The 12,806-nt window shown below is 63.8% G+C and carries 18 protein-coding genes; 5 read left to right on the plus strand and 13 right to left on the minus strand.

The window, feature by feature from the left end:
- Window positions 1–66: 66 nt before the first annotated feature.
- Window positions 67–270, minus strand: coding sequence for a hypothetical protein (locus tag ACVWWD_RS07415; RefSeq protein WP_352549539.1), 204 nt, complete (start codon window positions 268–270; stop codon window positions 67–69).
- Between ACVWWD_RS07415 and ACVWWD_RS07420 the strand changes: the two genes are divergently transcribed.
- The gene (locus ACVWWD_RS07420; RefSeq protein WP_023793574.1) at window positions 269–1,066 is read left to right on the plus strand and encodes a lytic murein transglycosylase; all 798 of its coding nucleotides are present in this window, start codon (window positions 269–271) and stop codon (window positions 1,064–1,066) included. The genes ACVWWD_RS07415 and ACVWWD_RS07420 overlap by 2 nt on opposite strands.
- A gap of 49 nt (window positions 1,067–1,115) precedes the next feature.
- On the opposite strand, the gene ACVWWD_RS07425 is transcribed toward ACVWWD_RS07420, so the two are convergent.
- From ACVWWD_RS07425 to ACVWWD_RS07435, 3 genes are all read right to left on the minus strand, one after another.
- Entirely contained in the window at window positions 1,116–1,343 is a 228-nt protein-coding gene (locus ACVWWD_RS07425; RefSeq protein WP_457102979.1) for a hypothetical protein, read from the minus strand.
- Window positions 1,344–1,658: 315 nt separating this feature from the next.
- Entirely contained in the window at window positions 1,659–2,093 is a 435-nt protein-coding gene (locus tag ACVWWD_RS07430; RefSeq protein ID WP_352549535.1) for a hypothetical protein, read from the minus strand.
- A 171-nt stretch (window positions 2,094–2,264) separates the two neighbouring features.
- Window positions 2,265–3,488: an argininosuccinate synthase gene (locus ACVWWD_RS07435; protein WP_023782099.1), complete on the minus strand. Its 1,224-nt coding sequence runs from the start codon at window positions 3,486–3,488 to the stop codon at window positions 2,265–2,267.
- 314 nt (window positions 3,489–3,802) lie between these two features.
- Here ACVWWD_RS07435 and ACVWWD_RS07440 point away from each other — a divergent pair, with 314 nt between their 5' ends.
- The gene (locus ACVWWD_RS07440; protein WP_023774461.1) at window positions 3,803–4,444 is read left to right on the plus strand and encodes a LysE family translocator; all 642 of its coding nucleotides are present in this window, start codon (window positions 3,803–3,805) and stop codon (window positions 4,442–4,444) included.
- Here ACVWWD_RS07440 and ACVWWD_RS07445 read toward each other — a convergent pair.
- Genes ACVWWD_RS07445 through rlmN form a run of 3 tightly spaced genes read right to left on the minus strand, consistent with a single transcriptional unit; the run spans window position 4,416 to window position 6,567 of the window.
- The gene (locus ACVWWD_RS07445) at window positions 4,416–4,889 is read right to left on the minus strand and encodes a hypothetical protein (RefSeq protein ID WP_023782098.1); all 474 of its coding nucleotides are present in this window, start codon (window positions 4,887–4,889) and stop codon (window positions 4,416–4,418) included. The genes ACVWWD_RS07440 and ACVWWD_RS07445 overlap by 29 nt on opposite strands.
- Window positions 4,886–5,335 (minus strand): hypothetical protein, encoded by a 450-nt coding sequence (locus ACVWWD_RS07450; protein ID WP_457102980.1) that lies wholly within the window; start codon window positions 5,333–5,335, stop codon window positions 4,886–4,888. The genes ACVWWD_RS07445 and ACVWWD_RS07450 overlap by 4 nt, the downstream gene beginning before the upstream one ends.
- On the minus strand, window positions 5,332–6,567 hold the full coding sequence (rlmN, locus tag ACVWWD_RS07455; RefSeq protein ID WP_352549531.1) for a 23S rRNA (adenine(2503)-C(2))-methyltransferase RlmN: 1,236 nt from the start codon (window positions 6,565–6,567) through the stop codon (window positions 5,332–5,334). Before rlmN ends, ACVWWD_RS07450 begins: the two co-directional genes overlap by 4 nt.
- Window positions 6,568–6,844: 277 nt before the next feature.
- Between rlmN and ACVWWD_RS07460 the strand changes: the two genes are divergently transcribed.
- Window positions 6,845–7,144 carry a hypothetical protein gene (locus ACVWWD_RS07460; protein ID WP_023774457.1) on the plus strand — a complete coding sequence of 100 codons (300 nt, stop codon included), beginning with the start codon at window positions 6,845–6,847 and terminating at the stop codon, window positions 7,142–7,144.
- Between the two features lie 82 nt (window positions 7,145–7,226).
- On the opposite strand, the gene ACVWWD_RS07465 is transcribed toward ACVWWD_RS07460, so the two are convergent.
- Window positions 7,227–7,724, minus strand: coding sequence for a DUF305 domain-containing protein (locus ACVWWD_RS07465; RefSeq protein WP_457102981.1), 498 nt, complete (start codon window positions 7,722–7,724; stop codon window positions 7,227–7,229).
- 187 nt (window positions 7,725–7,911) lie between these two features.
- On the opposite strand from ACVWWD_RS07465, the gene ACVWWD_RS07470 reads away from it, so the two are divergent.
- Window positions 7,912–9,267 carry a chloride channel protein gene (locus ACVWWD_RS07470; protein ID WP_457102982.1) on the plus strand — a complete coding sequence of 452 codons (1,356 nt, stop codon included), beginning with the start codon at window positions 7,912–7,914 and terminating at the stop codon, window positions 9,265–9,267.
- Between the two features lie 53 nt (window positions 9,268–9,320).
- Here ACVWWD_RS07470 and ACVWWD_RS07475 read toward each other — a convergent pair whose 3' ends face one another.
- The 3 genes from ACVWWD_RS07475 to ACVWWD_RS07485 form a co-directional block, all read right to left on the minus strand.
- A complete protein-coding gene (locus ACVWWD_RS07475; protein WP_015314944.1) occupies window positions 9,321–9,824 on the minus strand; it encodes an invasion associated locus B family protein in 504 nt (167 codons plus the stop codon).
- A gap of 286 nt (window positions 9,825–10,110) precedes the next feature.
- Window positions 10,111–10,473: a YkvA family protein gene (locus tag ACVWWD_RS07480; RefSeq protein ID WP_352552362.1), complete on the minus strand. Its 363-nt coding sequence runs from the start codon at window positions 10,471–10,473 to the stop codon at window positions 10,111–10,113.
- Between the two features lie 127 nt (window positions 10,474–10,600).
- Window positions 10,601–10,897, minus strand: coding sequence for a 4a-hydroxytetrahydrobiopterin dehydratase (locus tag ACVWWD_RS07485; protein ID WP_023774453.1), 297 nt, complete (start codon window positions 10,895–10,897; stop codon window positions 10,601–10,603).
- A gap of 50 nt (window positions 10,898–10,947) precedes the next feature.
- On the opposite strand from ACVWWD_RS07485, the gene ACVWWD_RS07490 reads away from it, so the two are divergent.
- On the plus strand, window positions 10,948–11,466 hold the full coding sequence (locus tag ACVWWD_RS07490; protein ID WP_352552364.1) for a low molecular weight protein-tyrosine-phosphatase: 519 nt from the start codon (window positions 10,948–10,950) through the stop codon (window positions 11,464–11,466).
- On the opposite strand, the gene thpR is transcribed toward ACVWWD_RS07490, so the two are convergent.
- Window positions 11,370–11,966 (minus strand): RNA 2',3'-cyclic phosphodiesterase, encoded by a 597-nt coding sequence (thpR, locus tag ACVWWD_RS07495; RefSeq protein WP_352552366.1) that lies wholly within the window; start codon window positions 11,964–11,966, stop codon window positions 11,370–11,372. The genes ACVWWD_RS07490 and thpR overlap by 97 nt on opposite strands.
- A gap of 129 nt (window positions 11,967–12,095) precedes the next feature.
- Window positions 12,096–12,731: an arylesterase gene (locus ACVWWD_RS07500; RefSeq protein WP_352552368.1), complete on the minus strand. Its 636-nt coding sequence runs from the start codon at window positions 12,729–12,731 to the stop codon at window positions 12,096–12,098.
- Window positions 12,732–12,806: the final 75 nt, after the last annotated feature.

Genomic DNA, 12,806 nt, shown 5'->3' on the forward strand with positions numbered 1-12,806 from the left:
GAAGGGATGCATGGCGGCCCGTGCCCAAACGCGAACCACCGGCCGGTGTTCCGCGCTCCATCGCGACTATTTTGCTTCCCCGGTCCAGGCGCGCCTGCCCGGTCCATGGGCGGCATCAGCGTCTTCATGCCTGACACTCGCCATAATAATCACTTGATCGTAGGCAAATTCCCCGCCATTCGCCAGCATCGCGCCACAGACGGTGACAAATGCGCGTTTCGCTGGCAAATTCGCAAACGGGACGTGAATCAGGAACCAGGAGAACAACATGGCATTTCTTGCCAAGGGTAGGATTTTAGCGGCGGCGGTGGTGGCGGCGCTGGGGCTGGCAACCGGTGCGCAAGCGGCGGCCAGCTGCGGCAAGACCGGCGCCGGCTTCGACGCCTGGAAGCAGGACTTCGCCGCTGAGGCCAAGTCCGAAGGTGTCGAGTCGAGGGGTCTGGCCGCTCTGGCCGGCGCCACCTACGCAACAAGGACGATCTCCGCCGACCGCGCCATCCACAAGGCTTTCAGCGGATCGGTGGACGATTTCATGAAACGCCGCGGCGGGTCGGCGATCATCTCCAAGGGCCGTTCGCTGAAGAAGTCGAACGCGGCGCTGTTCAACCAGATCGAAGCCAACTACGGCGTGTCGCCGGGCGTGCTGCTCGCCATCTGGGGCATGGAAACCGGCTTCGGTGCTTCCATGGGCAACCAGAACACGGTCTCCGCCATTGTGACGCTTGCCTATGATTGCCGCCGTCCCGACTATTTTCACCCGCACGCCATCGCGGCTCTGAAGCTGGTTGATCGCGGAGCGTTGACCGCCTCGTCGGTCGGCGCCATGCATGGCGAGATCGGCCACACGCAGTTCCTGCCGGGAAATGTCTTGAAGTATGCGGTCGGTAGCGGAAACCTGCGCGACAAGGCCACCGCTTTGGCCTCCACCGCCAACTTCCTCAAGGGTCACGGCTGGCGGGCTGGCGCCAGCGCCCAGTCGAACATGGGCGCGATCGCCGGCTGGAATTCCGCAAGCGTCTATCAGCAGGCCATCGCCCGCATCGCCACCGCGATCGACGCCGATTGATCGAACCGCACGGCATTGAACGAAAAACCCGGCCTCCGCGCCGGGTTTTTCATTTCACGTCGAGCGTATAGGAGCAGCCGGCCAGCGTCCTGCCCCCGTGGGACTCGACGGTCGAGACGTTGAGCGTGATGCGAGTGGCAAGGCTCACACCGCTGGCGTCCTCGCTGCTTTCGGCCACGACCTTCTCGCCGAGGAACTTGTCCGGCGTCGAAACCGTCGCCGGAACGTCGAGCTGGCGAGCGAGGTCCGGCGCGGCGATCCCGTCGAGCACCGCCATCGGCCCGGCGCGGTAAAGACGATTGTCCCCGTATCGCGTCCGAAGACATGGATCGGAGCGGGCAGCTCATACTGCCGCAGGAAGGGATTGCCGGAAGCGGCCTCCTTCCAGCCGAGGGTCTGCCCCACATCCGGCTCGCCGGCCAGCCAGAGGGCAAGACCATTATACGCTGGCACATTGGCCCTGCATTCGATGAGGGCGGCGAGGTCCAAGGAGGCGAGGTCGAAATCCCCAGCGGCGACCGGCGTCGCGAAAAGCACCAGCGGCACCAGCCATTCCCGTGAAATGGCCGGCTTCGATCCCGTCACGTCGCTCTCAATGATTTGCCCAGCCGCTCAACGGGCATTTCTGGGAAATGGGAACCTGGAAGGCGCCGTCAACACCGCTGCAGTTGCGAAATTTGAGAGACCGCGGCGCGGGGGCTTGCGTGACTTTAGCAGGCTTCGGCTTGCCCTTGATGACCATCCAGATTTCTGTCGGTTGGTCGAGTTGCAGCCTGTTGATGTCGGAATAGCTGACCCGGCCGCTGCGTACGCCATCGGCGAGGCGCTGGCAGAACAAAGTCGGCATGCGCTCCTGCGATGTGCCCATGAAAGAAGCCATATCGTGCTTGAATGAAATGTTCCATACGCGGACGGCGCCAAGGCACCCTTCCAACCCCGCGTCAGGGGCGCGTTTCGCGGCCGCTTGTGATGACTGGCACCCGATGAGAGCGACGGCTGCCGCAAGCAGAAGAACATTGTTTTTCATGTCAAAGCCCCTTGATCCCGTGCAAGAACCTAAATGAAGCCGCTCAGAGATCAAGGACCAACTTGTCTGGAGCGTTTTTGACTTCCAGTATATTAGACAGATAAAATAAAACCCGACGTCTCCGTCGGGTTTTGTAAGCGTGAGTTGGCGAAAGCCAGGCCGCTGCCCGGTTCAGCCTCGGCGGTTGCGTGCGGCCAATGTCCGCAGCCTCAGCGCATTGAGGCGGATGAAGCCGGCGGCGTCCTTCTGGTCATAGGCGCCACGGTCGTCCTCGAAGGTGACCAGCGCGTCGGAATAGAGCGTCTTCCCAGACTTGCGGCCGGTGACCATGACATTGCCCTTGTAGAGCTTCAGCCGCACCGTGCCTTCGACGTCTTCCTGGCTCTTGTCGATCATCGCCTGCAGCATCAGGCGCTCGGGCGAGAACCAGAAGCCGTTGTAGATGAGCTCCGCGTAGCGCGGCATGAACTCGTCCTTGAGGTGCGCGGCGCCGCGGTCGAGCGTGATCGATTCAATGGCGCGATGGGCCACGATCAGGATGGCGCCTCCCGGCGTTTCATACACGCCTCGCGATTTCATGCCGACGAAACGGTTCTCGACCAGGTCGAGCCGGCCGATGCCATTGTCGCGGCCGAGATCGTTGAGCGCGGCCAGCATGGTGGCCGGCGACAGCTTCTTGCCGTTGAGCGCGACCGGGTCGCCCTTCAGGAATTCGATCTCGATCTCGGTGACGGCATCCGGCGCGTCCATCGGCGACACGGTGCGCTGATGCACGAATTCCGGCGGCTCGCTCCACGGGTCTTCCAGCACCTTGCCCTCGGAGGACGAGTGCAGCAGATTTGCGTCGACGGAGAACGGTGCGTCGCCCCTCTTGTCCTTGGGCACCGGGATCTGGTGCTGTTCGGCGAAGTTCATCAGGTCTGTGCGCGATTTGAACGACCAGTCGCGCCACGGCGCGATGACCTTGATGTCGGGGTTCAGCGCGTAGGCCGAAAGCTCGAAACGGACCTGGTCGTTGCCCTTGCCGGTGGCGCCATGCGCGATGGCGTCGGCGCCGGTTTCCCTGGCGATCTCGACCAGGTGCTTGGAGATCAGCGGCCGCGCGATCGAGGTTCCCAGGAGATAGGTGCCTTCGTAGACGGTATTGGCGCGGAACATCGGGAACACGAAGTCGGCGACGAATTCCTCGCGTACGTCGACGACACGAATGTCCTTGATACCCATCATCTCGGCCTTGCGGCGCGCCGGCTCCAGCTCGCCGCCCTGGCCGAGATCGGCGGTGAAGGTGACGACTTCGGCGCCGAGTTCGGTTTGCAGCCATTTCAGAATGATGGATGTGTCGAGGCCGCCGGAATAGGCGAGCACGACCTTCTTCACGTCTTTGGTCTTGGACATTTCTGCTCCGTCGAAAAGCGGACGCTTGAGGCAAGGCGTCAGGGATTGTCGGAGCGCCTTTTAGCAGGAACGGCAAAGCGAGCAAGCGCACGCGGCGCCAGCCTTCTGATCCAGCGCGGCAGTGCGACGCCCGGCTTGATCGGGAGCAACGATCTCGGGGCCATGCCGCCGGCCACCAGGCGCTCAAGAGCGCCGCCTTGAAGCGCGGCGAAAACTGGCCGAACCGCTCCAGCTCCACCGGAGGATGCGCCGGCCCCGTCTGGCGTCGGCGCGATGCATCCTGTATACGCCCCGAATCTTCCCGGGGCCTTGCCATGTCCTTCATTCCCGACACCACCACGCTGATCCAGTTCGCCATCGCCACCGTTATCCTGGCGATCACGCCAGGCCCCGACATGACGCTGTTCGTGTCGCGCACACTGAGCCAGGGCCGCGCCACCGGCTTCGCCTCGATGGCCGGCGCGCTGTGCGGCACGCTGATCCACACCACGCTGGTGGTGGTCGGCGTCTCGGCGCTGATCGTCGCCTCGCCGATGGCTTTCTTCGTGCTGAAGATCTTCGGCGCCGGCTATCTCGTCTTCCTCGCTTGGCAGGCGATCACCAAGGGTTCGGCTTTCTCGCCGGAAAAGAAGACCGGCCCGCAAATCTCGCTGTTGCGCAGCTGGGCGGCGGGGCTCGGCGTCAATTTGCTCAACCCGAAAATCATCCTGTTCTTCATGACCTTCCTGCCGCAATTCGTCTCCGCGCACGATCCGAACGCGCCGGGCAAGCTGTTCTTCCTCGGCTCCATGTTCATCGTGCTGTCGATCCCGGTGACGGTACCGATGGTGCTGGCGGCTGAAAAATTCGCGGCGGCAATGAAAGCCAGCCCCCGTGTGACGCGGGTGGTCGACTATCTTTTCGCCGGCGTGTTCTCGGCGTTCGCGCTCAAGATTCTGACGGCCCAGGCGAAGTAGAGACCTTCCACCAGCTTCCTGCCCAGCGCCCGGCGGCAAGCCAATAGAAGATGCCGCCGACCATGCCGCCACCGAGCACCGCCATGATGGCGCTGGCTTCGGTGACCGCGAAAGCGGAATCGCGGACATTGTCGACGAGGCCGAGGAAAGCCCCCGCCACCACCGCGCCGGCGAGGGCGTAGAACAACCAGTCGCGCCGACCGAGGATTTCGGCAATCAGGATGACGATCGCCGCCGGCATGAAGCCGAAATAGGCGACGAACAGGGCGACGAAAGGAATTGAAAAATAGAGCGACGCCGTCGCCGCCGGATGCGCTTGCGCCGGCCCGTAGCCGAGCGAGGCCAGGAACAGGATGTTGAGGAAGGCGCTCGCCGCCAGCGAGGCTACGGCATAGCCGAACAGGATGATGGCGAAGCGCACGATGTACGCGACGAGACGGTTCATTGGGGATCACGGCCCCTGAGACGACCGGAGCTGCGTCCAGCCAGAAGCCAGTAGACCCAGCCTGCGGCAATGCCGGCGGCGGCCAGAAAACCCAGGAAGCCCGGATTGAAAACGAAGCCTCCGGCCGAGCCCGGCACAAAAACACCGAAGGCGATCGACGTGACCGCGCCCGTGACCGCGAAGTAGAACCATCCTCGCAGCGCCAGCCGTTCGGCGACGAAGATCGCCGGGCCGACGATCAGCAGCGCGCAGATGGCCACGGTCAGCACGGCGAGCGGGAAGGAGGCCAGCCAGTCGAACGTGAAAATGATTGACCAGTTGCCGTCCTCGATCCCGGCCAGCAGAACGATCAGCAGCACAGGCACCACGATCGAGGTCAGCACGGCGGCGAGGTAGCCGACTGCTATCACCGCGAAACGTGTGAGGCCGGCGACGAGACGGCTCACACCTCGCCGTGCCCCGCGATCATCATGGCTTCCAGCGCCAGCCGGTCGACCTTGCGCATGCGTTCCGATTCCGACTTCAGCTGGCCGCAGGCGGCCAGGATGTCGCGGCCGCGCGGCGTGCGGATCGGCGAGGCATAGCCGGCATTGTTGATGTAGTCGGCGAACTTCTCGATCGTCTCCCAGTCCGAGCATTGGTAGTTGGTGCCCGGCCACGGGTTGAACGGGATCAGGTTTATCTTGGCCGGAATCCCCTTGAGCAGCTTGATCAGCCCCTTGGCGTCCTCGATGGAATCGTTGACGTCCTTCAGCATCACATATTCGAAGGTGATGCGCTTGGCGTTGGAGAGGCCGGGATAGGCGCGGCAGGCGGCGATCAGTTCCTTCAGCGGATATTTCTTGTTGATCGGCACCAGAAGGTCGCGCAGATCGTCGTTGGTCGCGTGCAGCGAGATCGCCAGCATGACACCGATCTCCTCGCCGGTGCGGAAAATCTCGGGCACGACGCCCGAGGTCGACAGCGTGATGCGACGCTTGGACAGGGACAGGCCGTCGCCGTCGGAGGCGATCAGCAGCGCCTTCTTCACCGCCTCGAAATTATAGAGCGGCTCGCCCATGCCCATCATGACGATGTTGGACACTTTCCGGCCCTCGGCCGGCACGATGGCGCCATCCGGCGTGTCGCGGTCGGGGAAGTCGCCGAGCCGGTCGCGCGCGGTGAGCAACTGCGCCAGGATTTCTTCGGCGGTCAGGTTGCGCACCAGCTTCTGCGTGCCGGTGTGGCAGAACGAACAGGTCAGCGTGCAACCGACCTGCGAGGAGATGCAGAGCGTGCCGCGGCCTTCCTCGGGGATATAGACCGTCTCGATCTCCACCGGCCGGCCGGCGCCGCGCGGCGGAAAGCGGAATAGCCACTTTCGCGTGCCGTCGGCGGAAATCTGCTCCTCGACGATCTCGGGCCGGGCAACGGTGAAATGCTTGTCGAGTTCGGCGCGCAGATCCTTGGAGATGTTGAACATGCCGGCGAAGTCGGAAACGCCGCGCACATACATCCAGTGCCAGAGTTGCTGGGCGCGCATCTTTGCCTGACGCTCCGGCACGGTGCCGGATTCGACAAGAGCGGCGGCGAGTTCCGTCCGCGTGAGGCCGATCAGCGATGGCTTTTCGGTCCGCGCGGCACGGCCGCGCAAGGCGTCACGGGCGCCGTCGGCGGTAAGATCGAGTGAAAGGGTCATGGTTGCACAGATATAAGCGGTTTGCGGCCGATTTCATCCATCGGCCCGATATGAAGGGCGGCGCATAGCACAGGTTGAGCGCGAAGTCATGCGGTGCACGCCAAACCGGGTCTGCCGTCGGTGTCCCGATCGCGACCGTCCCCGTGAAGGACGATCGAGGCCGGCCGAGGGAATGTCGTTGGCGGCGATCACTTAGTCGTGTTGGCGTAACGATCCCCCTCGCGGCTTCGAACCCTGAACGGGGCAACTGTGCCCCTACAGAATGGGAGAATGCAGGATGAAATCGATCAAGCTCGCCGTCATTGCCGGTCTCGCCGCGCTTTGCGCCTCGCAGGCGTTTGCCGAGGACACGATGGGCACCATGAGCATGATGAAAGGCGGACAAGTGACGGCGATCATGCCCGACGGGCATATGGGCACCATGACGCCGGACGCGAAGATGGGCGCCGACATGATGAAGATGGCCAAGCCGATCAAGCACTGCATGATGATGATGACCGACGCCAAGGGCAAAGCCTACATGATCGACACCTCGACCAAGAAGGCCCAGGCCGAATGTGAAAAAATGGCCATGTGACCATCTCGCAAGGACTTGCCCGCCGGCTTTGAGGCCGGCGGGACGGGCAGCTTTCATATTGTCCGCGCGTCCATCCCCGCGCCTACCGGTCGATGGACAGCGTATCGATCCCGGTGCTCTGGTCGGTTTCCGGCGGTGGCGGCGCGGCCTCGCGGGCTCGGTAGGACGGCAGGTCGGGAGCGCCGGCCGCTGCGGGATTGGCTTCGAGCCGCGCGATCAGGCGCTTCATTTGCGTGATCTCGGGCACCTGTGCGTCGATGATGCCGTCCGCCAGCTTTCGCACCTCCGGATCGCGGATATGGGCGCGTTCGCTGGTCATGATCGCGATCGAGTGGTGCGGGATCATGGCCTTCATGTAAGAGACGTCGCTCACGGTTTCCTGGCTTCTGACCAGCCACAAGGCACCAGCGAATACGAGCATGCCACCGATGACGATGCCGACATTCGCGGCCACGCTCTCGTACATCCCCCACATGAAGCCGATCATGACGATGGCCATGGCGGCGCCCATCACGATGGCCATCCACACCCGGGTCTGGCTGAAGAAAACATGATCCAGCGCATAGGTGTTCAGGTACATGAGCCCCTACATGAGGACCGTTGAAACCAGGATCATCGCGGCGAATCTGACATAGCGCATGACCGCGGGCTCCTTGCTCAACGGCACACAACCGCGACGGTGGCCTTTTGATCCCGTCCGATCGGCAGACTCGCGCTTGATCGGCGTCATGTCTGTGTTAGGGCTGGGTTTTCCCCCGAGGACAGACATGGCCGGCCAATCGCGAAAACACCCCATGCTGCGGCGTTCGCGCGCCATGTGGGGCTCGCGCCGCGTCTGGCAGCCGCGTCTGGTGTTCTGGGCGGGAGCCATCTCCATCGGCCTGATCAGTGTGCTGTTCGCCGTGCTGGCCGACAAGGCGCAGGCTCTGTTTCATGTCGTGATCGGCAATGACGGCGGCTGGCGCTTCTATCTGCCGCTGGCGATCACGCCGCTCGGCTTTGTGCTGTGCGCCTGGCTGGCGCACGCCGTCTTCCCGGGCTCGCAAGGCAGCGGCATTCCGCAGGCGATCGCCGCCCGCCACCTTCGCGACGACGACGACCGCAGCCATATCCTGTCGCTCAGGCTGGTGGTGGGCAAGATCGCGCTCACCCTTGTCGGCCTGTTCTGCGGCGCTTCGATCGGCCGCGAGGGACCGACCGTGCAGGTCGGCGCATCGCTGATGCTGCAGGCGGCGCGCTGGGGCGGCATGGCGCAGGCGCGCGGCCTGATCCTGGCGGGGTCGGCCGCCGGCATCGCCGCTGCCTTCAACACGCCGCTCGCCGGCATCGTCTTCGCCATCGAGGAGATGGGCCGCACCTATGAGGCGCGCACCAACGGGCTGGTGCTGACGGCGGTCATCCTGGCCGGCCTCGCCTCGCTCGGCGTGCTCGGCAACTACACCTATTTCGGCGTGTCCAAGGAGACGATCTCGTTTGCCGTCGACTGGCCGCTTGTAATCGCCTGCGGCGTCATCGGTGGCGGCTTTGGCGCCTTGTTCTCGTTGCTGGCCCTCAAGGCGACGCGGCGTATCCGACGCTGGAACGCGCTGCAGCCGCTGTGGCGCGCGCTGCTGGTGGCCGCGATCTGCGGACTGGGGGTCGCGGTGATCGGCATCGCCTCGGGCGGGCTGACCTTCGGCACCGGCTACGCGCAGGCGCGCAGCGCGGTCGAAGGCACGCCGCTGCCCTGGTTCTTCTTTGCCGAGAAATTCGGGGCCGGCCTGCTGTCGATGATCTCAGGCATTCCCGGCGGCATCTTCGCGCCCTCGCTGGCGGTCGGCGCCGGCATCGGCAGCTCGCTCGGCCTGATGTTCGGGAGCAGCGCCGGCGTCGCGGCCCTGCTCGGCATGGCAGGCTATTTCGCCGGCGTCGTGCAGGCGCCGATGACGGCTTTCGTCATCATCCTGGAAATGACCGGCAATCACGACAATGTCATCGGCCTGATGCTGGCTTCGATGCTGGGCTACGGCACCGCGCGGCTGATCTCGCACGAGCCGCTTTATCACGCCCTGTCGCGGGTGTTCATCGCCGAGGCGATCCGGCGGCGGCGGGCGGAGGCAGCACCGGAATCAGGGCTGGGCTGAAAAAGCAAAGGCCGGGCGTTACGGCCCGGCCTTCGGTTCAAAAACGAAGATAGCTATTTGCACTTGGCAATCGAGGACAACGCCGCCGAAATGCCCTTAAGCGAGAAGACATAGTTCGTGGGATTGCCGCGGCCCGACTTCGCCGACACCTTCATGTCGGTTCCGGTCTTCATCGCCGCGATCAGCACTGGCTCTTCCGCCGCGTTCTCGACCCAGGCCGATTTGCCGCGCGTGAACATCGAGAAGCTCTTCTTGTCGATGGTGACGGTGGCCTTGGAACCTTCCTGGAAATTGTAGCCGGCGATGAACTGCGGTTCATAGGACACCTGCTGGCCGGGTCGCTGGCTGACGAAGAAGAACATGTCGCCATGGTCGAGCGTCGGCGGCTGCTTGTCGGTCGGCACTGTCAGCACGTAGCAGACCTTGCCGCCCGAAGCCTGGTAGCTGTAGGTTCCCCAGGCATTGTGCTGGCCGATCTTGGTCGCCTGCTGCGCCAGCGCCGGCGCCGCCGAGGCCGCCAGGACCAGGCTCGAAACTAGTGCAATCAATCCGCGCATCGTTTTTCCCGTATTCCAAATGGTGCGGAGGCGGGCCGCGTGGCGTCCTGCCGTCGCTTCATTTTGATTTAATCTGGGTTACCAAACGGTGAATTCCCCAAGAGAAAAGGACCTTCACCCCAGGAAACCGCCGCCATTTCCGCGCCGCCGCCTTGTCAGCGGCCGGCTCGGTGTCCCTTTGGCGACTTGGAGGCCACGAAAACGGCAAGAGTTTGACTTTTAACCCGCCGCTGAACGCCCCTGTCCAGAGGTCGAGCCGTCGCGGCGGAATTCGGCCGGCGGGACTTCAGCCCTTGTCGGCGATGGCGTCCTTGGCGGCTTGCCGGTGCGCGGGTGTGATATGGGCGCTGACGGCGGTGATCGCGGCGGTCAGCACGGCGATGTCGTCGGTGAAGCCGAGACCGAGGATGAAGTCGGGGATGAGGTCGACCGGCAGGACGAAATAGCCGAGCGCTGCCACCAATATGCCCTTGGCGCGCAGCGGCGTCTTCTTGTCCATGGCGCAGTAATAGGCGGCGACGACATCTTCCATGAACGGAATCTGCCGAGCGGCCTTCCTGGCCGTGCGCCAGAACTTTTCGCGCACTTCGCCCTCGCCGACCAGCTTGTCGCCAAAGCCGAAAAAATCAAAACCGGATTCTCGCGCCATCTATCTCTCTCCTTGCGGATACCGGCGCATGCCGCCGATCAAAATGTGGTGAAAGCCGAACCGGGCTGCAAGATGCCGGCGCCGATTTGCCGGGTCCGCGCCCGGCCTGGACGCTGGACAGCCGCGTTCAGCCGCCGAAATAGCGGTTCATCTTCTTGGCGAGGTCTATGTCGAGCGCCGTCACGCCGCCGGCGTCATGCGTGTTCAAGGTCACATTGACTGTCTTGTAGACATTCGACCAATCGGGATGGTGGTCCATCTTCTCGGCGGCCAGCGCCACCCTGGTCATGAAGGCGAAGGCTTCGGAGAAATTGACGAAGGTGAAGGTGCGGCCGATCGAGGCGCCATCCTGTGCCAGTGTCCAGCCCTCAAGCCCTGTGAGCGCCGCTTCGGCGGCCTCCCTGCCCAGTTTCTCTCTCGTCATGTCCGCTTCCCGTGCTATTGCGCTGAAGTCGTCACCATAGCGCCGGATCCATGATCGCGAAGCCCATAAATTCCATTCTTTTCGTCTGCCTCGGCAACATCTGCCGGTCGCCGCTGGCCGAAGGCGTCCTTCGCGCCGTGCTGGCGGAGCGCGGATATGGCGACGATATCGTGCTCGATTCGGCCGCGACCGGCGGCTGGGAGGTCGGCTCCGCTCCCGACCCACGCTCGATCGCCATCGCGTCTCACCACGGCATCGACATCTCGCGGCAGCGGGCGCGCAAGATCATGGCGGAGGATTTTCACCGCTTCGACCTGATCTTCGGCATGGACCGGTCCAACGTCGCCGACCTGAAGGCGCTGGCGCCGGCGGCGGTGCGCGACCGTATCCACCTGTTCCTGGAATTCGCCGAGGGAAGGCCGCGCGATGTACCGGATCCCTACTATGAGGACCAGCAAGCGTTTGCCGAGGTCTATCGCATGATCCGGGAGGCGTCGGAGGTGCTGGCGACACGGCTGGCGGCACGCGTATCGACGCCGGACAGCGGCCATGCCTCCTCGACGATATAGGGGCCGCCACCGACCGAATCGCGCGAGGACATCAGCACGAAACGGCCGATACGGAACGGCAGCGTCGAGAAATTGCCGCGCGCCGACAGATATTGGGCGACGTCGAGCGGGCTCGAATTGCGCAGCCGCGCCAGCGTCACGTGCGGCATGAACCTGCGCGGATCGGCGGGGATGCCGAGCCGTTGGCAGATGCGCTCGATTTCGGCCTGGAGAGCCGCCAGATCGGGCGAGGGCGAAGCGCCGGCCCACACCGCATGCGGCTTCTTCTGGCCGAACGCGCCGACACCCGACAGCGTCAGCGAAAAGGACGGGCGATGCACCCGGTCGAGCGCGTTGGCGATCTCGTCGGCGACATGGCCCTGGACGTCGCCGATGAAGCGTAGCGTCAGATGGTAGTTTTCGACGTCGATCCAGCGGGCCCCGGGCAGGCCGCCCCGGAGCAGGGACAGCGAAAGGGCGGCATCACGCGGAATTTCGAGGGCGGTGAAAAGACGCGGCATGAAGAGCCTCCCTTCCTCGAATCGAAACTGTCATCCCTTAGCGAATCATCGATAATCAAATGGAGCAAGTGGTTTGTTGGTCGCGGATGCAATCTAAAGCTTCCGCAACGGAACCGGTTCCATCCGACGTCACGATCCGCCTGGCATGGCCTTCTCGACGGTGGGCAGGATGCGTTCGACCATCAGGTCGACGCCGCGAGCACTCGGATGCAGGCCGTCCTCGAGTTGCAGGCCGGGCTGGCCGGCGACGCCGTCGAGGAAGAACGGATAGAGCGGAACATCGTATTTGCCGGCCAGGTCAGCAAAAATTGCGTCGAAGGCGCTCTGGTAGTCGGCGCCGAGATTGGGCGCCGCCCGCATGCCGGCTAGCAGCACGGCAATCTTTCGCTCTTTGAGCTTGCCCAGTATCTCGTCCAGATTCCTTTTCGTGATGTCGGGCGCGACACCCCGCAGCATGTCGTTGGCGCCGAGTTCGAGGATCACCAGCTGCGTGCCGTCAGGCACCGACCAGTCGAGCCGCGCTAGGCCGCCGCTGGAGGTGTCGCCGGAGACGCCGGCATTGGCGACGATGACGTCATGGCCCTTCGCACGAAGTGCTGCCTGCAATTTATCGGTAAAGCCCTCGCCCGGGCCAAGGCCGTACCCCGCCATCAGGCTGTCACCGAAGCCGACGATCTTGAAAGGCTCGGCGCGCACCGACGAGATGCCGCCGCAGATGGCGAGGAAAACGATCAGGCCCGCGGCAAAGCGGCGTTTGAAAGACATGCGGCAGGTCCCATATGACAGAGAATTCTTCCGGCGATGGCTTCCGACAGGCAGAGCCTCCCTTCATATAGGACG

The sequence above is a fragment of the Mesorhizobium sp. URHB0026 genome (assembly GCF_054059755.1).